Genomic DNA, 21293 nt, shown 5'->3' with positions numbered 1-21293 from the left:
GGCTCAGGCCGCCTGGAGGCGGTCTGCCGACATCTTGCCGGACTTGTTGTCGCGGACGAGCTCGTAAGACAGCTTCTGGCCATCCTTGAGATCGCGCATGCCAGCGCGTTCAACGGCGGAGATGTGGACGAAAACGTCGGCTGCGCCGTCATCCGGCTGAATGAAGCCGAAGCCCTTGGTTGCGTTGAACCACTTTACGGTACCTGTGCTCATGACGATATCCTTTTCGAATCGTTCATTAAAGATTGCAGCTCGGATAAATGCCAAGCGGCGATGAAAACCGATTTTGGAGGAAGTTCGCCAGGAACGACACGAGGCCGTTTCAAAGTTCATCTAGCAAGATCGATGCGCGCACATGTAATCGGAAATTGTGTCGGTGACAAGGCCGCAGCGAGGGAAAGGCGAATTCAGCTGGCGAGGTGAAGTCGAATAATTCTTGAATGTCGTGCCGTGGCCGCCCCCCCCGGGCCCGGCAGGGCAGAGGGGGGCGTTGCGGCACGATACAGAGACCTAAGCCGCCTTCCCCACCTTCGCATAGGGGTCGAACCGGCCGTAGAACGTCTCGCCCTTGGCGGCCATGTCCTTCAGCAGCGGCGTCGGCTTGAAGTGGCTTCCGTAGGCATCAGCTAACTTTTCCGCCAATTCTACGAAAGCCTTTGCGCCCATCCCATCGATATAGCTCAGCGCCCCGCCGGTATAGGGCGCGAAGCCAAAGCCCAGGATCGAACCGACATCCGCTTCGCGCGGATCGGTGACGATGCCTTCCTCGACCGTGCGAGCGGCTTCCAGCGCGATGGTGACGAGGAATCGTTGTTTGAGGACGTTGACGTCGACCTCATCCGCCTGCTTCTGCGGGTAGAAGGTCTTGAGGTCGGGCCAGAGGGACTTCTTCGCCGGCTTCGGCGGATAGTCGTAGAAGCCCTTGGAATTCTTGCGGCCGAAACGGCCCTCCTTTTCCACCATGCGGGAGATGAGTTCCATATGCCTGGGGTCGATGGCCTTTTCGCCGAGATCGGCAACCGTCGCCTTGAGGATCTTCAGCGAGAGGTCGATGGCGACCTCGTCGTTGAGCGCCAGCGGTCCCACAGGCATGCCGGCCATCTTGGCGGCATTCTCGATCATCACAGGCGGCACGCCCTCGATCAGCATGTCGTAGCTTTCCGACATGTAACGCAGCACGCAGCGATTGACGAAGAAGCCGCGGGTGTCATTGACGACGATCGGCGTCTTCCTGATGGCCGCGACATAATCAAGAGCAACGGCCAGCGCCCTGTCGCCGGTGTCGCTTCCGAGGATGACCTCGGTCAGCATCATCTTCTCGACAGGCGAGAAGAAGTGGATGCCGATGAAATCGGCCGGGCGTTTCGAATTCCTGGCGAGACCTGATATCGGCAAGGTCGAGGTATTGGAGGCGAAGATCGCGCCTTCCGGCAACACCGCTTCGACCGCCTCGATGACCGCTTTCTTCACCTCGCGATCCTCGAACACCGCCTCGATGACGAGATCGGCATTGCCGAGGTCGGCATAGCCTGCCGAGGGCGTGATGCGGGAGAGCAGTGCAGCCGCCTCGTCCTGGGTAAGACGTCCCTTACCGATAGAATCCTTGACCAGGCCTTCCGAGACGGTCTTGCCCTTCATCGCCGCTTCGATATCGCGGTCGATCAGCGTCACCGGAATGCCGGCGGCGGCGGTGACATAAGCGATCGAGGCGCCCATGAAGCCGGCGCCGACGACGCCGACATGTTTCAGCTCGGTCTTCGCGTGACCTACCGGGCGGCGGGCGCCCTTGCCGAGCTCCTGCATGGAGATGAACAGCGAACGGATCATCGAGAAGGCTTCGCGGGTCTGCAGCACCTCGGTGAAGTAACGCTGCTCGATCTTCAGGCCGGTGTCGAACGGCACCTGCAGGCCTTCGTAGACGCATTTCAGGATGGCAAGCGCTGCAGGATAATTGCCCGATGTTTCCCGGCGCAGGATCGCCGGAGCTGCCGGCCAGAGCTGGGCGGAAGCCGGCGTCCAGATGCCGCCGCCCGGCGCCTTAAAGCCCTTCTCGTCCCATGGAGCGATCGGCTTCAGGCCATCCTTGATCATCTGCTTGGCAGCAGGGATCAGCTGATCCGGCTCGACCACCTGATGCACGAGGTTCATCGCCTTGGCGCGGGAGCCGGTCAGCGACTGGCCGGTGGTCATCATCTGCAGCGCATCCTGGGCGTTCGCCAGCCGCGGCACACGCTGCGTGCCGCCGGCGCCGGGGAAGATACCGACCTTCACTTCGGGCAGCGCGATCTTGACGCTCTTGGCATTGGAGGCGACGCGGCCGTGGCAGGCGAGCGACAATTCGAAAGCGCCGCCCATGCAGGTGCCGTTGATGGCGGAAACCCAGGGCTTGCCCGAGGTTTCGAGCTTGCGGAACAGGCCGCTCATACGACCGACCAGACCGAAAAGGGTCTGCACGGCCGTTTGCGGGCTCTTTTCCTTCTCCTCCTGATAGGAGCTGAACATCGACTTGATCATCGACAGATCGGCGCCGCCGGAGAAGGAGGATTTGCCCGAGGTGACGACGACACCCTTGATGGCGGCATCGGCGGTCGTGGCGTCGATGATGGCGTCGAGTTCGGCCATCACCTCGGCGGTGAAGACGTTCATCGATTTCCCGGGCATGTCCCAGGTGACGAGAGCGATGCCGTCGGCATCGGTTTCGAGCGTGAAATTCGTGTAAGTGCTCATCTTGGGAATTCCTCTCCCTGAATTCTCTGGCGGTGAAGCCCCTCCCCCTTGTGGGGAGGGGGTTTCCTTGGCGAGAAGACCCCTCCCCTCGCTTTGCTCGACCCTCCCCACAAGTGGGAGGATTTCGGTCCCGTCAGACCCTCTCGATAACCGTTGCGGTGCCCATGCCGGCGCCGATGCAGAGCGTCACCAGAGCGGTGTTGAGATCGCGGCGTTCAAGTTCGTCCAGCACCGTGCCGAGGATCATCGCGCCGGTGGCGCCGAGCGGATGGCCCATGGCGATAGCGCCGCCATTGACGTTGATCCTGTCGTGGTCGATGTCGAATGCCTGCATGTAGCGCAGCACCACGGCAGCAAAGGCCTCGTTGAGTTCGAAGAGGTCGATGTCGGCAAGGTTCATGCCCGATCGTTTCAACAGCTTCTCGGTGACATCTACGGGTCCGGTCAGCATCAGGGCCGGATCGGAGCCGATATTGGCGAAGGCCTTGATGCGAGCGCGCGGCTTTTTGCCCATGCTCTGACCGCCGGCCTTGGAGCCGAGCAAGACGGCACTGGCGCCATCGACGATGCCGGAGGAGTTGCCGGCATGGTGGACATAGTTGATGCGCTCGATCTCAGGATGGGCCTGGATGCCGACGGCCTCGAAGCCGCCCATCTCGCCGGGCATCTGGAAGGACGGATTGAGGGAGGCGAGCGCCTGCATGTCGGTGCCGGGACGCATGTGTTCATCCTTTGCCAGGATCGTCAGGCCGTTCTGGTCTTTGACCGGGATGACCGACTTGTCGAACCAGCCCTTTTCCCAGGCTTGGGCGGCACGCTTCTGGCTCTCGACCGCATAAGCGTCGACATCGGTTCTGCTGAAGCCGTATTTTGTGGCGATCAGATCGGCCGAGACACCCTGCGGCATGAAATAAGCCGGGAAATTTACCGACGGATCCATGAACCAGGCGCCGCCGGACATGCCGAGGCCGACGCGCGACATGCTTTCGACGCCGCCCGCAATGACGATGTCGTCGGCGCCTTGGGCGATCTTGCCGGCTCCGAAATTGACGGCATCGAGGCCGGAGGCGCAGAAGCGGGAGATCTGCATGCCGGGCGCCTTCGTGGAGTAACCGGCTTCGAAGGCGGCGGCCTTGGGGATGACGGCGCCGGCATCCATGACCGGATCGACGCAGCCCATGATGATGTCGTCGACCGTGCTCGTGTCCAGCCCGTTGCGGTCGCGGATCGCCTCCAGGGTCTTTGCCGCGAGGCGGACGGAAGGCACCTCATGCAGGGCACCGTCCTTCTTGCCGCGGCCGCGCGGCGTACGCACGTGGTCGTAAATGAAAACCTCGGTCATCGTCTCATCTCCCTGACGGCAATCTATCTTGCCTCAAATCTTGGAAGGAGGAGATAAGACCCCTCCCCAGCCCTCCCCACAAGGGGGAGGGAGAACCGGCTCAAAACGCTTCGGCGGCCAGTTCCATCATCGTGTCGGCGCCGACTTCGATGCGGGCCTTGCGAAGTGCGGTTTCCGGCATCAGGCGTTCCATGAAGAAGCGGGCGGTGACCAGCTTGTTCTTCAGGTAATCCTCGCGGGCGGCATCGCCGGATGCAAGCCCATCCTCGGCGGCTTTGGCCATCTTCGCCCACATATAGCCGAGAATGACGAGGCCGAAGAGGTGCATATAATCGGTCGAGCCGGCCCCGGCATTGTCGGGCTTGGCCATGGCATTCTGCATGAACCACATGGTCGCGCCCTGGACGTCGTTCAAGCCCTTCTTCAGATGCTTGGTGAAGAAGGAGAGCTTTTCGTTCTCGCGGTTCTCCTCGCAGAAATCGCCGATCTCCTTGAAGAGGGCCATGGCGGCGCGGCCGCCGTTCAGCGCCAGCTTGCGGCCGACGAGATCGAGCGCCTGGATGCCGTTGGCGCCTTCATAGATCATGGCGATGCGGGCATCGCGCACATACTGGCTCATGCCGTGCTCTTCGATATAGCCGTGGCCGCCGAAGACCTGCTGGGCCATGACGGCATGATCGAAGCCCTTGTCGGTCATCACACCCTTGAGGATCGGGGTGACGAGGCCGAGAATATCGTCGGCCGTCTGGCGCTCCTTCTCGTCGCTGGCGCGGTGGGCGATATCGGACTTGAGCGCGGTCCAGAGCAGGAAGGCGCGGCCGGCCTCGTTGAAGGCGCGGATGGTCATCAGCGTGCGGCGAATATCCGGATGGACGATGATCGGATCGGCCTTCTTCTCCGGCGCCTTGGGGCCGGACAGCGAACGGCCCTGGATGCGGTCGCGGGCATAGCTGGCGGCGTTCTGATAGGCGATCTCGGAAATGGCGATGCCCTGCAGGCCGACCATCAAACGGGCTTCGTTCATCATCACGAACATGGCGTTGAGGCCGCGGTTTTCGGCGCCGATCAGGAAGCCGGTCGCCTCGTCGTAATTCATCACGCAGGTGGCGTTGGCGTGAATGCCCATCTTGTGCTCGATGGCACCGCAGGAGACAGCGTTGCGGGCGCCCGGCGCGCCGTCCTTGCCGACGAGAAATTTCGGAACGATGAAGAGCGAGATGCCCTTGGTGCCCTCGGGCGCACCCTCAATGCGGGCCAGCACCAGATGGATGATATTGTCGGTCAGGTCGTGCTCGCCGGCGGAGATGAAGATCTTCTGGCCTGATATTTTGTAGCTGCCGTCAGCCTGCGGCACCGCCTTGGTGCGCAGCATGCCGAGATCGGTGCCGCAATGCGGCTCGGTCAGGTTCATGGTGCCGGACCACGTGCCGTCCACCATCTTCGGCAGATAGGTGGCCTTCTGCTCGTCGGAACCGTGGACGAGGAGTGCCGCGATCGCGCCTTGCGTCAGGCCCGGATACATCATCAGCGACATGTTGGCGGCCGACGTATATTCGCCGACGGCGGTATGCAGCGTATAGGGAAGCCCCTGGCCGCCGAATTCCTCCGGCACCGCAAGGCCGATCCAGCCGCCTTCGCGATAGGCTTTATAGGCTTCCTTGAAACCCTTCGGCGTCGAGACGCTGGCATCGTCGTGGCGCGTGCAACCTTCCTGATCGCCGGAATAGTTCAGCGGAAAGAGAGCTTCCTCGGCAACCCTTCCGGCCTCGCCGAGGATCGCTTCGATCATATCGGGAGTCGCGTCGGCAAAACCCGGCAGATTGTTGTAGCGTTCGAGGCCCAGCACGTCGTTCAGGACGAAGAGCGTATCGTTCACCGGGGCCTTGTAGACTGGCATCTCTCAAATTCCTCCCATCGACTGACCGGATTGCTCCAGCCTCGGGCACTGTCTTACAAAATGTTGACGTTTGCGTAAACGTCAAATTTTGCACCTTGGCCGCCTTTTCATGAAAAAATTCGAACGCGCGAATCCGTTGGGCGATGAAAGTATGACGCGTGACGCGTCACGCATGGCAGGCAAGAGACGCCATCTCATCTTCCTTGTCCATCGCAGAACGGCGTATAAACGGAAGCGTCGTTCAAGCGGCAATCGGGGCAATGTTTGAGGAGGGCCGCATGATCAGTTTCGAAGCGATAAGGCAGCGTGCGGAGGAACGAAAGGGCGGAGCGGCCGCGTTGCAGGCCTTGCTGGAGAATCACCGACCGGATCACGAGCGGCTGCGCGCCATGCCCGACGATCGCATCCTGGCGGACATGACCAGGCGCATCTTCTACAGCGGTTTCGTCCAGAAGGTGATCGACAGCAAGTGGCCAGGTTTCGAGGCAGCGTTTTCCGGTTTTGATCCGGCGATGCTGAATATCGCGCCCGACGACTATTGGCACGCCCTCACCTCGGATGAGCGGATCATCCGCAACGGCGCCAAGATCATGTCGATTCGGGCCAATGCCGCCTTCATCAGGGAATTGGCAAAAGAATATGGCAGCGCCGGCGTCTTCTTCGCCGACTGGCCTGAGGATAACCAGATCGGCCTTCTCGACCTGCTGAGCAAACGCGGCAACCGGCTCGGCGGCATGTCCGGACAATATTTCCTGCGCGGCATCGGCCGCGACAGCTTCATCGCCACGATCGACGTGCTCGCCTGCCTCCGATCGGCCGGCGTACCGCTCTCCTCCTCCGGCACAACCAAGAAGGACCAGCAGCTGATCCAGCAGGCCTTCAATGACTGGGCGAAGGAAACGGGCCTTTCCTTCATCCATCTCTCGCGCATCAGCGCCTATTCGATCGATTCAGCGCACTGAAACTCCGGTCGGGTGGTGGCGCCGACCGTTCGGACTTCCTAAGTTTTTCGGACGATCCATCGAGGAAGACATCATGACCGACTTTCCCTATGAGAGCGCGCTTATCGTCGGTGCGGGATCCGGCATCAGCGCATCGCTTGCCCGGCAACTGTCGGCGCAGGGAGCCAAGGTCGGGCTTGCCGCCCGCAATATCGAGAAACTGCAAGGGTTGATCGAGGAGACCGGCGCCACCGCCTTTACAACAGATGTCTCGCAACCTGCGAGCGCCGCAGCACTCTTCGAAACGGCTGCCGCTTCGATCGGCGGGCCTGACGTGGTGATCTTCAATGCAAGCGCCCGTCAGCGCGGCCCGCTCGCCGAACTCGATCCCGCCGATGTCGAGAAGGCGATTGCGACCACCGCTTTCGGCGGTTTCCTGGTGGTGCAGCAGGCGGCGCGGCGGATGATCCCGCGCGGCCGCGGCGCAATCCTCATCACCGGCGCGTCGGCAAGCGTGAAGGGCTTTGCGCAATCGGCACCCTTTGCGATGGGCAAGTTCGCGCTGCGCGGCCTTGCCCAGAGTGCTGCCCGCGAACTCGGGCCGATGGGCATCCATGTCGCCCATTTCGTCATCGACGGCGCGGTGCGGTCGCAGACCCGGCCGGACCGGGTGGAGAAGCCGGATGGCACGCTCTCGCCGGATGCGATCGCCCAGACCTATATCGACGTGCTTCGCCAGCACCGCAGCGCATGGTCGCTGGAGGTGGAAGTCCGGCCCTGGACGGAGAGCTTCTAAGTCTCCCGCCCTGGCCGCGGCCTGCCGCCGCAGGGGAAGCAACTTTCGCGACACTCTCAGACAGGTTAGGCTTTGCCGTCAAGGCTAGAACAGGATGATTTTAGGCCTGTTCGGCCTAACATCTGAATCCTGTTCTCAATTAAAGAGTTAGAGCATGATGTCGTCCGAAAACCGCTCACACTTTTCGGCATCATGCTCTAGCTGGGAGGATACCGATGCCACGTCTGGACCATGTCACCATCGAGACCCGCGATGCGCCCGGGATGATCGGCTTCCTGGAGACCGTGCTCGGCGTTAGCGAGGGCTATCGGCCACCCTTTGCCTCGCCCGGCCACTGGCTCTATCTGGACGAACGCCCGGTCATCCATCTCAGCCTGACATCGCGCAGCACCGATTTTCCGCCCGGCATCTTCAACCATGTCGCCTTCAGCCTCTACGAATTCGGGCCGGCGCTGGAACGCATCAAGGCGGGCGGCTATCGCTACGAATATTACGATATTCCCGACACAGAACTCGGTCAGGTCTTCGTCTACGGACCCGAAGGCGTGAAAATCGAACTGCAATATCCCCGGCCCGCCTGAGCGCGCGCGTGGCCATTCGATGTGACGCGTTCGGGGGCAATTGCCGCCAAGAACGGCGTTTTGAACACAAACGTTAAAAAATTCCCATCGGCATTAACGGCTTGTTTACCACGTTTCGTGAAAGGTGCGGATTGAGCAGTAGCGATCCGCATTCCTTTCCCCCGTCTCGCGTTCCCTTAGGATGCCGCTACATCGTTCAGCTTGAGGAAAGTCTAATTGACTATCGTCTTATGAATGGTGCGCTCTGGTCCGCGTAAAGAGGCGGGCAGTAGACGGAAAAGCCAAAGATCGAGCTCTGACGAGGGGTCGAGCAGTCGAAGCGAGCAAGAACATGAACGGATCGCGATCAAATCCTTCCCGACAGTCCGACAGGACCTCGCTCGATGCGTTGAACCGCACGATCGAAGGGCTGGAGGCGCGCATCGAAGGGCTGATGGGCAGCGGGCGCGAACAGCGGCCACGCACGGCACCGGCCGAGCGCGATCCTTATGCCGGCTCCCATGCTCCCCGGCCCGCAAAGGCCCCACCCGAGCCGCGGCCCGATCCGCTCGCCGAAATCCGTCAACGCCAGCGCGCGCTCGAAGCCAGCCGCGAACGGCCCTACGCACGCCAACAGGCCCCGCAGCTTCGCGAACCTGTGCCGCGCGCCGCCGCTCCAGCGCCGGCGCCGGCCTTGCGCGCCGGCGACGATACGATGACGGAGATTGCCCAGGCCCTCGTCAACCTGCGGCAGGACCTGAAGCGCGACATTTCCGAGGGCGTCACCCGTGAGATGAACGCGCTGCGCGCCGAGCTGCGTGAGATCAAGACAAATGCTGGCGACGGCCGTTTCGCCGACGACATGCGCGCCGACATGGGCCGCCTTGCCCAGAGCATCACGCAGCTGACCGGCCGCTCCGCCGCGCCGGAGGCCACAGGCCTTCGCGAGGATTTTGAAGAGCTGCGCTCGCTGATGGACGGGCTGGCGCGCGAGGATTCGCTGCGCCATATGGAAAACCGCTGGGACGGTTTCGAAAACCGGCTTGCGGCGCTCGATACCGAAGGGCTGCAGGAAGAGCTCGTTTCGCTTGCCTATCGGCTCGACGACATCAAGCGCCATATCGGCGGCATGGGCGAAAGCCCCGCGGTTCGGGCGCTGGAAGACAAGCTCATCTCGATCGCCACGGCGATGGAGCATTTCGGCAACATGATCCAGCCGCACGACCGGGTAATGTCCGAACAGTTCGCCGCCATGGACATGCGGCTCGACGAGATCAGCCGGGCGATCGCGGCAAGCGGGCGCACAGCCACCACGAATGATCCGGGCCTGATGCAGCGGCTGGAAAACCGGCTGGAGGCGCTGGCCGATCAGATCGAACTGATGAGCCATGATGCGGCCAGCCGCGTGAACCCGGCCGATGAGCTGGCGATGCGGCTTGAGGCGCTGACGGGACGCGTCGAGGAGATGACGAAGGCGGAAGCGACGTCGCGGCTCGACGAACGGCTGGAACATCTTTCCTATCTGCTGGAGCGCACGCAGGAGACCGCACCGCAGCCCGACCTCACCGGCACGCTTTCCGACATTTCCCGCAAGATCGACGCGCTTGAGAACGGCGCCGTCAACGACGTGCTGGCGCAGCGGCTCGACCATCTCGCCCGGCGCATCGACGAGATGGCCTATCAGCAGCAGGCGCCGGCACCCGCCGCTGTAGCCGACGACAGCGCCTTCCTGCGTCTCGAAGGACGGCTGAGCGACATTGCCGCCCGCCTGGAGGAAAGCACATCGGCAGCGCCGACCGATCCGCGCGCGCTGAAGAACCTTGAAGACCAGATCGCCAATCTTTCGGCGCTGATGAGCGCGCCGCGCGAGAGCGCTGCGATACCCCCGGAATTCGACCGGCGCATGGGCGCGATCGAAGACTATATGGCGACAAGCGACGAATATATCATCGAGGCCGCACGCCAGGCGGCAGAGGCTGTCGTCGAAGCCTATTCGCGTCATGGCGGCCCGCAGGGTGTCATGCCCGCCGCCGACATGTCGGCGCTGACGGCGCTGGCCGAGGATCTGCGCCACCTCGAGGATCTCAGCCGCGACAGCGAGGAACGCACGCACAAGACTTTTCAGGCGCTGCACGAGACGCTGGTGCATATCGCCGACCGCCTCGACGGCATGGAAGATCGCGGCCGGCCGCTCGTCCAGATGCCGGTCGCCGACGTCGATTTCGATGTCGATCCCTATGCGCTGATGGTGGCCGAAGCCGAGATGAACAGGATGCCGGCCGCTGCCCAGACAGCGAAGGCTTCTCCCGTTATCCGCACGGCCGAGATCGCAGCCGAGGCTGCCGCCCCGGCTCAAGCCGCCGCCATGAGCGGAACGAGCGTGATCGCCATCGAAGCTGCGACGAGAACGACGGAGGCTGCGACAGCGGCGCAGGCGCCGGCAAAGGCCAGCCTGCTCGCCAGTCTCGGCAAGCGGCTGCTGCCCGGCACGAAAGCCGAGAGCCGGGCGACCGAACGTCCGATGATCGATCCCGCGCCGTCGATCGATCCCACCGACGTGGTGCCGACGGATGCGGCAAACGAACTGCTCGAGCCGGGCTCGGGCGCACCTGACGTGAAGAAGATCCTTGAACGGGTTCGCGCCAGCCAGAGCGCGGCGCGCGGCAAACCTGCCGGCGAAACCGATCGCGCCGATTATATTGCTGCTGCGCGCCGGGCGGCGCAGGCGGCCGCGATGGAAGTGGACGCCAATCCGAAGCAGGCGGCCGTCAAGGCCGAGAAGAAGGGCGCGACTGCCGACAAAGCCGGCAAGGCTTCTGACAAAACGGGCAAGACCAGTGCCTTTTCGCGCTACCGGCGGCCGATCTTGCTGGCGGTCGGCGCCGTGCTGCTCGCTATCATGGCCTTTCCGCTTGCCCGAACGCTGACGAGCGGCGAGCGCGCGCCGCAGCCGCCAGCGGAAGTCTCGGCGCTGACGGGTGCTGCGGAAAACCCGGCGCCGGCCTTGCCCGAAGCGACACCTGCCCAGCCGGATGCCGCCGCTCTCGAAACGACCGCTCCGGCAGCAACTGTACCGCCCGCCGCCGAACAGCCGCAGCCGCAAGCAACCCCGCCGGTCGGCGGCGACCATCTGACCGATATGACGCCGCTTGACGGCGAAGGGGCAGCGACGCTTGCCGCTCCCGGTCCGTCCGGCGCGGCACAGGAGACATCGGGCTTCGTTCCCGCACCCGCGCCGCAGGCGACTATTACCATTCCCGACACCGTCCAGCCGAAATCGCTTGCCGATGCGGCGAGCGGCGGCGATGCGCTGGCGCTGTTCGAGATCGGCGCGCGTTATTCCGACGGCCGCAACGGCATGACAGCCGATCAGAAGCAGGCGGCGAACTGGTACCAGCTTGCGGCCGACAAGGGCTTTGCGCCTGCGCAATACCGGCTCGGCAGCATGTACGAGAAGGGCAACGGCGTCGAACGCGACATCGCCAAGGCGAAGGGTTTTTACGAGCAGGCGGCAAACCAGGGCAATGCCAGCGCCATGCACAATCTTGCTGTTCTCTACGCCTCCGGCGCGCTGGGCCAGCAGGATTATGCCACGGCCGCCTCGTGGTTCACCAAGGCAGCGAACCTCGGCATCACCGACAGCCAGTTCAACCTGGCGATCCTCTGCGCTAGGGGCAACGGGGTTCCGGCTGATCTCGAAGAGTCGTACAAATGGTTTGCGATCGCCGCCAAGGCCGGCGACAAGGATGCGGCGCAGAAGCGCGACGAAGTGGCCAAAGCCATGAAGCCCGACCAGCTCGAACGGGCGCGCGCCAAGGCCGATCTCTGGAAGCCGGAGCCGGTCGACCACCGTACGAACGCCATCGACATTCCCGACGAATGGGCCGGCACTGGCGCGAAGACGGCGACCGTCGACATGAAGAAGGCAGTCCGCAACATCCAGGCGATCCTCAACAATAACGGCTTCGACGCCGGAGTTCCGGACGGCGAAATGGGTGCGAAGACCGTGACCGCGATCAAAAACTTCCAGAAGTCCGTCGGCCAGGAGCCGGACGGCAAGGTGACCGACGCGACGGTGAAGGCGCTGCTCGAACGCAACAAGCAGGGCAGCAAGGCGATCTGAGGCGCGTCGTCATCTTCGTCCGGGAGATCGCCGACAGCGGCCCCTTGTATCTGCCTGCCGGCACCTTCTCCCCGCTCGCGCGGCGAAGGGGGATCGCCGCAACCTCTCCGTTCCTCGCTCCTTCTCGTAGGGCACGTCCCCTCGCCCCGTTTACGGGGAGAGGGTTAGGGTGAGGGGCAGTCGTCGGCGCGAACTGAAGGAGTCGGCCGATTTTGTCAGCAATCCGGCCTGGCGGCACTATGCCGCAAGGCTTTTTCCAATTTTGCCGCAGCCTGTCACAAAACCTGAAAAAAGCCGGATTATGCCCGGACATATCGATCCGCGCATCCGGCGAATCCTGTGCCACCGATCTCTCCGTCAATCTCTATGGCTAATCACGGGGCCGATCGAAAGCCTCTGGCAATGATTTCACAGTATGGTGCGCATTCGAACGGGGACGTGACAAGAAACCGCCCGGCAGGAGCGGTCATCATTCGGGGTCGGCTGTGACAATCTATCTGCCCATCGCAGAATTGTCGGTGAACATTTTCATCATTCTCGGCATGGGGGCGGCCGTCGGATTCCTGTCTGGAATGTTCGGCGTCGGCGGCGGTTTTCTGATCACCCCGCTGCTGATCTTCTACAACATCCCCCCGGTCGTCGCGGTCGCGACCGGCGCCAACCAGGTTGTGGCGTCGTCGATATCTGGCGCGATTACCCATTTCCGGCGCGGCTCGCTCGACGTCAAGCTCGGCACGGTGCTGCTGGTCGGCGGTCTTACCGGTGCGACGGTCGGCATCTGGATCTTCTCGCTGCTGCGCGCCATCGGCCAGCTCGATCTGATCATCTCGCTGATGTATGTCGTCTTCCTCGGCACCGTCGGCGGACTGATGCTGCTCGAAAGCATCAATGCCATGCGGCGGGCAGCGCGCAACGAGCCGCCCGCACCGCGCAAGCCCGGCCACCAGCACTGGGTGCACAAGCTGCCGCTGAAGGTGCGTTTCAAGAAATCGAAAATCTATCTCAGCGTCATTCCGATCGTCGCGCTCGGCTTTGCGATCGGAATCCTTACCTCGATCATGGGTGTCGGCGGCGGCTTCATCATGGTGCCGGCGATGATCTACCTGTTGCGCATCCCGACCAATGTCGTCGTCGGCACCTCGCTGTTCCAGATCATCTTCGTGACCGCCTATACGACGATCGTGCAGGCGGCGACGAACTTCTCCGTCGACATCGTGCTCGCCTTCATCCTGATGGTGGCGGGTGTCGTCGGCGCGCAATATGGCGTGCGCGTCGGCCAGAAGCTGCGCGGCGAGCAGCTGCGCGCCCTGCTCGGCCTGCTGGTGCTCGCCGTCGGCCTGCGTCTGGCGATCGCGCTGGTGGTGGCGCCGGCCGACGTCTATTCGGTGGTGATGGGAGCGGGCAACTGATGCGCCTGGTTGTTTTCGTCATCGCGTTGTTTTGCCTGCTGCCGGCCTCTGCCGGAGCGCAGTGGCTGCCAGGGCAGGCAACGGAGGCGGTGCGTGAAGGGTTGGAAATCGGCACGTCGACCAGTGAAATCGCCATCACCTCGGATTTCCACGGTGCGGATCTGACCATTTTCGGGGCGCTCTCGAACACCGACCAGTTGCTGCTCGCCGTCGGCCAATATGACGTGGTCGTGGTGCTGGAGGGGCCGCGCGAGGATGCGACGGTGCGCAAGAAGGAACGCGTCTTCGGCATCTGGGTGAATACTCGCTCGATGACCTTCGAAGCGGTGCCGCATTCCTATTCGATGTCGAGTTCACGGATGATCGACGACATCGTGACGCCGCTTGACCTGACCGATCAGGAAATCGGCATCGATCACATTCCGCTGACTCCGGTCGGCTTCGTCGGCGACGGCAGCAATCTCGGCGAGTTCCGTGACGCCTTCCGGCGGCTGCAGCAGGGCGGCGGGCTCTACGACCGCAACCCAAGCGGCGTGCGGTTCGTTTCCTCCAACCTCTTCAAGGCGAGCCTGCGTTTGCCCGCGAACATTCCGAACGGCGTGCACAGCGTGCGCGCCTATCTGTTCAAGAGCGGTCTTTTCGTCGCCGAGAAGTCGCTGCCGCTGCGGGTCATCAAAACCGGCATCGAGCAGACGATCACCGATGCGGCGCATGATCAGCCGATCCTCTACGGCTGCGCGGCCGTGGCTCTAGCCGTGATCACCGGCTGGGGTGCCAGCCTGATCTTCCGCAAGGACTGATCTGCCGCCAAGGCTCGACGCTCCATTTCCTCTCGATTTCTTCTATCGATTTGAGTCCGGCGTCGAGCCCACTTTGCGGGAGCTGCTACGCGGATGTTTTGGCGGCAGCTCATCCACGCTTCACAAAAAAACCGCTTGCATATTGCTATCAGTTTATCTAGCTTTCAACTAGTTGCTAAACGCAATCGGTTTTACCTTGGTTGGCAATTCAGAAGGAGGAAGGAAATGAGGAAGCTTGTTCTATGGAACCTGATGACGCTCGATGGTTATTTCGAAGGCACGAAGCCGTGGGATATCGACTTCCACAATCTCGCCTGGGGGCCTGAATTGCAGCGCTATGCCGAACAGTTCGGCAGGGAAGGCGATCTGCTGGTCTTCGGCCGCAAGACCTATGAGGGCATGGCCTCGTACTGGCCGACAGCCGAGGGCGAAGGTGAGATCAAAGCCTATATGAACGGCATCGCCAAGATCGCCGTGTCGCGGACGATCACCGAGCCCGGCTGGAACAATGCACGCGTCGTCAGCGATCCGATCCCCGAATTGACGCGGCTGAAGCAGGAGGACGGCAAGACGATCTTCATCTTCGGCAGTGCCGAGCTTGCCGACAGCCTGCTAAAAGCGGGGCTTATCGACGAAATCAAGATTTGCCTGGTGCCGGTCATCCTCGGCGGCGGCAATCCGCTTTTCAAACAGGCGGAAGGCCAGGTGCCGCTGAAGCTCGTCGAATCCTCGACGACGGAAGGCGGCGCGGTGATCCTGCGCTACGAGCCCGTCAAGGCTTAGTGGATGCGAGGCCGTCCAGTGGTCAGGCCAGGGTATCGATCCCTGGTCGATAAGAGAGCAGCCTGAGAAGTTCGCATTCGACTAAAAACCGGTTTTTAACATTTACGAGTTAGTAATCTCTCGGAAACGAGAGGTTTTGTCATGCGTACTCGTATCGTTCTGACGGCCGTGGGTCTCGCGCTGCTTGCCGGCTGCGCGACGGCGCCGAAGCAGACGAGGAACATCTGTGCCGTCTTCGACGAGCGCGACGGGCTCTTCTCCAGCTGGCAGAGCGCCGCCGAACGAACGGAGAAGAAGTACGGCGTGCCCGTGCCGATCCTGATGGCGACGATGTATACCGAATCCGGCTTCCAGCCCTATGCGCGGCCGCCGCGCACCAAGCTGTTCGGCTTCATTCCCTGGACCCGGCCGTCGACGGCCTACGGCTATTCGCAGGCGCTCGACGGGACCTGGGATCACTATCAGTCGCAGACCGGGAACTGGACGGCGCGGCGGGCGAATTTCGCCGACGCGATCGATTTCATCGGCTGGTATCATTACCAGAACAGCGTGGAGACCGGCATTCCGCTGAACGATGCCTATAATCTCTATCTCGCCTATTATTCCGGGCCGACGGGATACAAACGCGGCGACTGGCGCTCGAACGGGCAATTGCAGCAGACGGCGCAGAAGTTTGCGCGGATGGCCGGGACGTATCAGCGGCAGTTGCAGGAGTGCGATTGAGTTTAGGTGGTGCCGTGCCAGTGCCGGGCATCTCCCCCACAGGTGGGGAGATTGGCTGGGCACACGGGCTTCCCCAAACAACGAACGTCCAGCACGGCGAAACGGTAGATGGGCAGGAAGTTCAAGCCACTAGTGATCTCCCCACCTGTGGGGGAGATGCCCGGCAGGGCAGAGGGGGCTGAAGCCCGCCGACCTGGAATATAAGGCGCTACCCCCTCAAATTCCCATACCGCACCGAATAAATCCGATCTCGCCCCAACAGATGCGCCACCAGCGAAGCCTTGTCGAACAGGCCCTTCATCGCCTGGTGCCCGAGATCCAGACCGCCGCTCATGACGCCGAAGGCCGGCATCAGCAGGCGGGCGCCGTCGGTGGCAAAGCAGGGGCGGCGGACGGATTTTTCGCGGCGGCGGACGGTCGCCGACGGGTGCAGGTGGCCGGCGATTTCGCCGCTCTGCAAGCCGTTCTTCGGCTCGTGCCGAAAGGTCAGGCCGGCATAATGCATCTCGTCGGCAGATGTGCCCGGCAGATCGACGATGCCATCCGGATCATGATTGCCGTTGATCCATATCCATTCGCGACCGCGCGCCATCTCGACGATCAGGGCGCGAAAATTCTCCGGCAGGTGCTTGGAACCGATGCGGTCGTGGAAATTATCGCCGAGCGAGATGACGAGCTTCGGATCATAACGCGAGATGACGGCGGCAAGCACGGTCAGCGTCGCCAGCGTATCGTAAGGCGGCAGCATCATGCCGCGGCGCGCAAAGGCTGCGCTCTTTTCCAGATGCAGGTCGGAGACGACGAGCAGGCCGGTATCCGGCAGATAGAGGGCGCCGAGCGGATCGCAGACGGCGGCAATGCCATGGATTGCCGTTTCGACACCTGATGTCGCGGCCAATCCCGATATGTCGCGCGCCAGCGCCAGGCGGTTCATCACTCTCTTATTCCCAAATACATCAGTCAGGCCCAATTTTTCATCAGGCGAGTGCTTCGGCGATCAGATCGTCCGCCGCTTCGGCGAGCAGCGCGTCATGGGCCTCGCCCGGCACCGCCTCGCGTCCGATTTCCAGCATCACCGGCACGGCGAGCGGGGAAATATGGTCGAGGGCGCGGTGGGTGATGTGGCCCCTGATTCGTCTCAGCATATCGCCAAGACGGCCAATATCCAAAAGTCCCGTCGCCGCATCCTGCCGCGTCGCCTGCAGGAGAATGTGATCCGGCTCGTGGCTGCGCAGCACGTCGTAGATCAGATCGGCGGAGACGGTGATCTGGCGGCCGCTCTTTTCCTTGCCCGGATGACGGCGCTCGATCAAGCCTGCAATCACGGCGCAATTGCGGAAGGTGCGCTTCAACAGGAAAGATTCGTCGAGCCAGGCTTCGAGGTCGTCGCCCAGCATGTCCTCGTCGAAGAGGTCGGAGAGATTGAGCCGGCCATTGCGGATCATCAGCCCCATATCCTCGAGGCCCCAGATGGCCAGGGAATAGTCGGTGGCGACGAAGCCGAGCGGCTTGCCGCCGATCCGCTCCAGCCTGCGGGTCAACAGCATGCCGAGCGTCTGGTGGGCGAGACGGCCTTCGAAGGGATAGGCAACCATGTAGGCGCGGCTGCCGCGCGGGAAGGTTTCGATCAGGAACTCATCGCGTTTCGGCAGCATCGACTTGTCGTCCTGCAGCGACAGCCAGTCGCGCACCTGCTCCGGCAGGTGGCGCCAGCGATCGGGATCGGCGATCATCGCCCGCACCTGCTCGGCGAGATAAGTCGACAGCGGAAACTTGCCGCCATTATAGGAGGGGATCTTCGGATCGAGCGAAAAGGCCTGCGAGGCAAGGCACTCATTTTCGCGGATGCCCTCGAAGCGCAGCACCTTGCCGGAGAAGAGGAACGTATCGCCGGGCGACAATTGCTCGAGGAAATATTCCTCGACTTTCCCCAGAGTGGCGCCGCCGCGGCCGATCCTGCCGCCCTCGCCGCGCTTGACCATGCGGATATTCAGCATCGGGCTTTCGACGATGGTGCCGAGGTTGAGGCGATATTGCTGGGCGACCGCCGGATTGGAGACGCGCCAACGGCCCTCCGCGGTCTTGCGGATGCGGGCGTAACGCTCGTAGATCCTGAGCGCATAACCGCCGGTCGCGACGAAATCGACGATACGTTCAAAGGTCTCCCAGCTGAGATCGGCATAGGGCGAGGCGCTGATGACTTCATCGTAGAGTTCCAGCATGTCGAAAGGCTCGGCGCAGGCCATGCCGAGCACATGCTGGGCGAGCACGTCGAGCGCGCCGCGGCCGACCGGCGGGGTATCCTGCGCGCCGATATAATTGGCGTCGAGGGCTGCCTGACACTCCATGACCTCGAAGCGGTTGGCCGGCACCAGGATCGCCTTCGACGGCTCGTCCATGCGGTGGTTGGCGCGGCCGATGCGCTGGGCAAGGCGTGAGGCGCCCTTCGGCGCGCCGACATGGATGACGAGATCGACATCGCCCCAGTCGATGCCGAGATCGAGGGTGGAGGTGGCAACGACCGCACGCAGCCGATTTTCGGCCATCGCCGCCTCGACCTTGCGGCGCTGGGCGACATCGAGGGAGCCGTGATGAAGGGCGATCGGCAGGTTGTCGTCATTGATCGTCCAGAGCGCCTGGAAAAGCATTTCGGCCTGGCTGCGGGTGTTGACGAAGAGCAGCGTCGTGCGATGTTCGACGAGCTGGCGGTATACATCCGGAATTGCATATCGGGCGGAATGGCCGGCCCAGGGAATGTGCTCTTCGGTCGACAGGATCGAGATATCGGGTTTGGCGCCGCCTTCGACGACGACGAGCCCGGCATGATGCTCGCCGCCCTCCTCCTGAGCGACCAGCCATTTCTGCAGATCCATGGGCTCGGCGACGGTCGCCGACAGGCCGATGGTCTGGAGACCGGGGGCAAGGCGGCGGAGGCGGGCAAGGCCGAGCGAAAGCATATGGCCTCGCTTGGAGGTGACGAGCGAATGCAGCTCGTCGAGGACGACATATTTCAGGTCTTTGAAGAAGCGCTCGGCTTCCCGGTTCGCCAGCAGCAGGGCGACCTGTTCCGGCGTGGTCAGCAGAATATCCGGCGGGTTGAGCTTCTGGCGCTGGCGCTTGGCGTTCGGCGTATCGCCGGTGCGGTTTTCGACGGTGACCGGCAGACCCATCTCCGCAACCGGCTTCATCAGGTTGCGCTCGATATCGATGGCAAGCGCCTTCAGCGGTGAGACATAGAGCGTATGGATGCCGGTGAAGGCGGAGCCGGGCGGGATCCTGCCGCGGCGGGTGAGATTGGTCAGCGAGGGCAGAAAACCGGCGAGCGTCTTGCCGGCGCCGGTCGGCGCAATCAGCAGCGTGCTTTCACCGGCCTCGGCGCGGGCAAGCAGTTCCAGTTGATGGGTGCGCGGGCGCCAGCCTTTTTCCGCAAACCAGCGGGTAAAGGTGGAAGGCAGCAGGGTACGGGTGTCGGAATCGATCTGGTCCACGCCCTGAAACTAGTGAAATGCGGGGGAAAAAGAAGAGCGATTGACAAAAGCAATAATCATGGATATTTTTTATCCATGAATTGAGGAGGCCAGGCGAATGAAGATGGGCGATGGGGTCGAGCAGGCTATTCACAGCGTTGCGATGCTTTCCGGCCTCTCCGAAGGCGGCGTGCTTTCGGCGGCCGCGCTGGCGGAATTCCACGGCGTCTCGACGAGTTATCTGCTGAAGCATCTGCAGGCGCTGTCGGGCGCCGGCATCCTCGATACCGTTCCGGGGCCGAAGGGCGGATATCGGCTGGCAAAAGCGCCGAAGGAGATTTCGTTGCTCGACATCGTGATCGCAGTCGAAGGACCGGCGCCTGCCTTCCGCTGCGCCGAAATCCGCCAGCGCGGACCGAACCCGGTCTCCGATCGTTTCTTCGCCTCGCCCTGCACCATCAGCGCGGCGATGCTCAGAGCCGAACGGGTCTATCGCGCCGAACTTGCCAAGACGAGCATTGCCGATCTCGGCATCGAACTGAACGCTCTCGACGACGGATCGATCGCAGCGAGAGGCTGCGCTTTCCTTGAAATCCATGAACGCAAGACGGCTCGTTGAGCCGCCAACAAAGGAGAAACACAATGCAACCACGTTTCAACTTCGCCAAAGCCGCTCCCGATGCCTACAAGGCTGTCGCCGCGCTCGAGCAATATGTCCAGTCCTCCGGGCTGGAGCGCCGCTTTATCCACCTGATCAAGCTGCGCGCCTCGCAGATCAACGGCTGTGCCTATTGCGTCGACATGCATGTGAAGGAAGCCCGCCACGATGGGCTCTCCGAACAATGGATCAACCTGATGTGCGTCTGGCGGGAATCGCCGGTCTATGACGCGCGCGAACGGGCGCTGCTCGGCTGGGTTGACGCAGTGACCAATATCGCCAAAACAAGCGCTCCGGATGCCGATTACGAGGCGCTGAAGGCACATTTTTCCGAAGAAGAAATGACGAAGATTACGGTGGCAATCGGCGCGATCAATATCTGGAACCGGCTTGCCGTCGGCTTCCGCTCGCAGCATCCGCTCGATGCGGTAACGAAGGCCGCGTGATCGAGATCTGTTTACGGGGAATTCATTCCGGCAACCGACCCGAAAATCTCGGGTCGGTCGAATATCGGGTCACTCGTGATCCCTGGTGGCCCGTACGGCAACGGCGTCAAACCGATTGCCCGAGAGGTCGACGCTGTTGAATAGGTCGCGGACGACTTTCGCAATTTCTTCTGCGGAAGCGCCCTTGGCGTATTCTTCCTGCATACGGCGTCTGACAAGTTTTTCCAAATCTGACATAGTTCACCTCATCAAATCCGGCGCGAGATGAATTTGGCGCCGAGACCGATCCCAGGCAAGTTACGTTTTGTTTAGAATGGCTTACCGAATTGTAACGTTAGAGCCTTTCCTGCGGCACGCATCGTAGAGGCAGCGTGAGACGCAGTCCCCTCTCCCCGTTTTTACGCTAGGGCATATACATAAGTCGGTGCGACGGATTGACTCGGTTTGCGGGGGTCGGATTCCTTTACTGCGGGCCGTATGATTGTTTTGGCGACGTTTTGATTTGGGAGCGTCGCCGATGGATGTAGGGCATGATTTTTCGTTGGGCCGGTTTGGAGATCGTCGTCTCGATAAAGGGGGGCGGTGCTGCTCCGTCGCATTGTGCTGCGCGAGACGGTTTGC

General features: G+C 62.3%; 17 protein-coding genes. 10 read left to right on the top strand and 7 right to left on the bottom strand.

What is annotated here, in order from left to right; genetic code table 11:
- Nucleotides 1-3: 3 nt before the first annotated feature.
- From ACIPSK_RS30920 to ACIPSK_RS30905, 4 genes are all read right to left on the bottom strand, one after another.
- Nucleotides 4-213, bottom strand: a complete 210-nt coding sequence (locus ACIPSK_RS30920) for a cold-shock protein (protein WP_003545273.1) — start codon at nucleotides 211-213, stop codon at nucleotides 4-6.
- A 297-nt stretch (nucleotides 214-510) separates the two neighbouring features.
- The gene (locus ACIPSK_RS30915; RefSeq protein WP_162119227.1) at nucleotides 511-2727 is read right to left on the bottom strand and encodes a 3-hydroxyacyl-CoA dehydrogenase NAD-binding domain-containing protein; all 2217 of its coding nucleotides are present in this window, start codon (nucleotides 2725-2727) and stop codon (nucleotides 511-513) included.
- 133 nt (nucleotides 2728-2860) lie between these two features.
- Nucleotides 2861-4069, bottom strand: coding sequence for an acetyl-CoA C-acetyltransferase (locus tag ACIPSK_RS30910; protein ID WP_162119226.1), 1209 nt, complete (start codon nucleotides 4067-4069; stop codon nucleotides 2861-2863).
- A 100-nt stretch (nucleotides 4070-4169) separates the two neighbouring features.
- Entirely contained in the window at nucleotides 4170-5966 is a 1797-nt protein-coding gene (locus tag ACIPSK_RS30905) for an acyl-CoA dehydrogenase C-terminal domain-containing protein (RefSeq protein ID WP_162119225.1), read from the bottom strand.
- 278 nt (nucleotides 5967-6244) lie between these two features.
- Between ACIPSK_RS30905 and ACIPSK_RS30900 the strand changes: the two genes are divergently transcribed.
- From ACIPSK_RS30900 to ACIPSK_RS30865, 8 genes are all read left to right on the top strand, one after another.
- Nucleotides 6245-6928, top strand: a complete 684-nt coding sequence (locus ACIPSK_RS30900) for a DNA-3-methyladenine glycosylase I (protein WP_162119224.1) — start codon at nucleotides 6245-6247, stop codon at nucleotides 6926-6928.
- Between the two features lie 73 nt (nucleotides 6929-7001).
- Nucleotides 7002-7703: an SDR family NAD(P)-dependent oxidoreductase gene (locus ACIPSK_RS30895; protein WP_162119223.1), complete on the top strand. Its 702-nt coding sequence runs from the start codon at nucleotides 7002-7004 to the stop codon at nucleotides 7701-7703.
- Nucleotides 7704-7918: 215 nt separating this feature from the next.
- Nucleotides 7919-8284, top strand: a complete 366-nt coding sequence (locus ACIPSK_RS30890) for a VOC family protein (RefSeq protein WP_017966914.1) — start codon at nucleotides 7919-7921, stop codon at nucleotides 8282-8284.
- Between the two features lie 331 nt (nucleotides 8285-8615).
- Entirely contained in the window at nucleotides 8616-12386 is a 3771-nt protein-coding gene (locus ACIPSK_RS30885) for a peptidoglycan-binding protein (protein WP_162119222.1), read from the top strand.
- A 485-nt stretch (nucleotides 12387-12871) separates the two neighbouring features.
- Nucleotides 12872-13795: a TSUP family transporter gene (locus tag ACIPSK_RS30880; protein ID WP_162119221.1), complete on the top strand. Its 924-nt coding sequence runs from the start codon at nucleotides 12872-12874 to the stop codon at nucleotides 13793-13795.
- The gene (locus ACIPSK_RS30875) at nucleotides 13795-14595 is read left to right on the top strand and encodes a TIGR02186 family protein (protein WP_017966910.1); all 801 of its coding nucleotides are present in this window, start codon (nucleotides 13795-13797) and stop codon (nucleotides 14593-14595) included. The genes ACIPSK_RS30880 and ACIPSK_RS30875 overlap by 1 nt, the downstream gene beginning before the upstream one ends.
- Before the next feature lie 225 nt (nucleotides 14596-14820).
- Entirely contained in the window at nucleotides 14821-15378 is a 558-nt protein-coding gene (locus ACIPSK_RS30870; RefSeq protein ID WP_162119220.1) for a dihydrofolate reductase family protein, read from the top strand.
- A gap of 141 nt (nucleotides 15379-15519) precedes the next feature.
- Complete coding sequence (locus ACIPSK_RS30865) at nucleotides 15520-16101, top strand: transglycosylase SLT domain-containing protein (protein ID WP_003545252.1); 582 nt, start codon at nucleotides 15520-15522, stop codon at nucleotides 16099-16101.
- Between the two features lie 208 nt (nucleotides 16102-16309).
- Here the strand turns inward: ACIPSK_RS30865 and pdeM are convergent, their stop codons facing one another.
- Together pdeM and ACIPSK_RS30855 are read right to left on the bottom strand one after the other, a co-directional pair.
- The gene (gene pdeM / locus ACIPSK_RS30860) at nucleotides 16310-17035 is read right to left on the bottom strand and encodes a ligase-associated DNA damage response endonuclease PdeM (protein WP_162119247.1); all 726 of its coding nucleotides are present in this window, start codon (nucleotides 17033-17035) and stop codon (nucleotides 16310-16312) included.
- A 43-nt stretch (nucleotides 17036-17078) separates the two neighbouring features.
- Nucleotides 17079-19589 (bottom strand): ligase-associated DNA damage response DEXH box helicase, encoded by a 2511-nt coding sequence (locus ACIPSK_RS30855; RefSeq protein WP_162119219.1) that lies wholly within the window; start codon nucleotides 19587-19589, stop codon nucleotides 17079-17081.
- A gap of 97 nt (nucleotides 19590-19686) precedes the next feature.
- Here ACIPSK_RS30855 and ACIPSK_RS30850 point away from each other — a divergent pair, with 97 nt between their 5' ends.
- Nucleotides 19687-20187, top strand: coding sequence for an RrF2 family transcriptional regulator (locus tag ACIPSK_RS30850; protein ID WP_162119218.1), 501 nt, complete (start codon nucleotides 19687-19689; stop codon nucleotides 20185-20187).
- Nucleotides 20188-20210: 23 nt separating this feature from the next.
- The gene (locus ACIPSK_RS30845) at nucleotides 20211-20672 is read left to right on the top strand and encodes a carboxymuconolactone decarboxylase family protein (protein ID WP_162119217.1); all 462 of its coding nucleotides are present in this window, start codon (nucleotides 20211-20213) and stop codon (nucleotides 20670-20672) included.
- A 69-nt stretch (nucleotides 20673-20741) separates the two neighbouring features.
- On the opposite strand, the gene ACIPSK_RS30840 is transcribed toward ACIPSK_RS30845, so the two are convergent.
- Complete coding sequence (locus ACIPSK_RS30840; RefSeq protein ID WP_157628318.1) at nucleotides 20742-20909, bottom strand: hypothetical protein; 168 nt, start codon at nucleotides 20907-20909, stop codon at nucleotides 20742-20744.
- Nucleotides 20910-21293: the final 384 nt, after the last annotated feature.

It is taken from the genome of Rhizobium sp. LARHSG275, assembly GCF_052871115.1.
The sequence above is the reverse complement of the archived record's forward strand: the minus strand, read 5'-3'. Positions and strand labels throughout refer to the sequence as shown.

What these genes read in the sequence shown, in the direction of transcription:
- ACIPSK_RS30920 (WP_003545273.1), bottom strand. Translation starts at nt 213, where the DNA reads ATGAGCACAGGTACCGTAAAGTGGTTCAACGCAACCAAGGGCTTCGGC.
- ACIPSK_RS30870 (WP_162119220.1), top strand. Translation starts at nt 14,821, where the DNA reads ATGAGGAAGCTTGTTCTATGGAACCTGATGACGCTCGATGGTTATTTC.
- ACIPSK_RS30850 (WP_162119218.1), top strand. Translation starts at nt 19,687, where the DNA reads ATGAAGATGGGCGATGGGGTCGAGCAGGCTATTCACAGCGTTGCGATG.
- ACIPSK_RS30910 (WP_162119226.1), bottom strand. Translation starts at nt 4,069, where the DNA reads ATGACCGAGGTTTTCATTTACGACCACGTGCGTACGCCGCGCGGCCGC.
- ACIPSK_RS30890 (WP_017966914.1), top strand. Translation starts at nt 7,919, where the DNA reads ATGCCACGTCTGGACCATGTCACCATCGAGACCCGCGATGCGCCCGGG.
- ACIPSK_RS30915 (WP_162119227.1), bottom strand. Translation starts at nt 2,727, where the DNA reads ATGAGCACTTACACGAATTTCACGCTCGAAACCGATGCCGACGGCATC.
- ACIPSK_RS30865 (WP_003545252.1), top strand. Translation starts at nt 15,520, where the DNA reads ATGCGTACTCGTATCGTTCTGACGGCCGTGGGTCTCGCGCTGCTTGCC.
- pdeM (WP_162119247.1), bottom strand. Translation starts at nt 17,035, where the DNA reads ATGAACCGCCTGGCGCTGGCGCGCGACATATCGGGATTGGCCGCGACA.
- ACIPSK_RS30840 (WP_157628318.1), bottom strand. Translation starts at nt 20,909, where the DNA reads ATGTCAGATTTGGAAAAACTTGTCAGACGCCGTATGCAGGAAGAATAC.
- ACIPSK_RS30885 (WP_162119222.1), top strand. Translation starts at nt 8,616, where the DNA reads ATGAACGGATCGCGATCAAATCCTTCCCGACAGTCCGACAGGACCTCG.
- ACIPSK_RS30905 (WP_162119225.1), bottom strand. Translation starts at nt 5,966, where the DNA reads ATGCCAGTCTACAAGGCCCCGGTGAACGATACGCTCTTCGTCCTGAAC.
- ACIPSK_RS30900 (WP_162119224.1), top strand. Translation starts at nt 6,245, where the DNA reads ATGATCAGTTTCGAAGCGATAAGGCAGCGTGCGGAGGAACGAAAGGGC.
- ACIPSK_RS30875 (WP_017966910.1), top strand. Translation starts at nt 13,795, where the DNA reads ATGCGCCTGGTTGTTTTCGTCATCGCGTTGTTTTGCCTGCTGCCGGCC.
- ACIPSK_RS30895 (WP_162119223.1), top strand. Translation starts at nt 7,002, where the DNA reads ATGACCGACTTTCCCTATGAGAGCGCGCTTATCGTCGGTGCGGGATCC.
- ACIPSK_RS30845 (WP_162119217.1), top strand. Translation starts at nt 20,211, where the DNA reads ATGCAACCACGTTTCAACTTCGCCAAAGCCGCTCCCGATGCCTACAAG.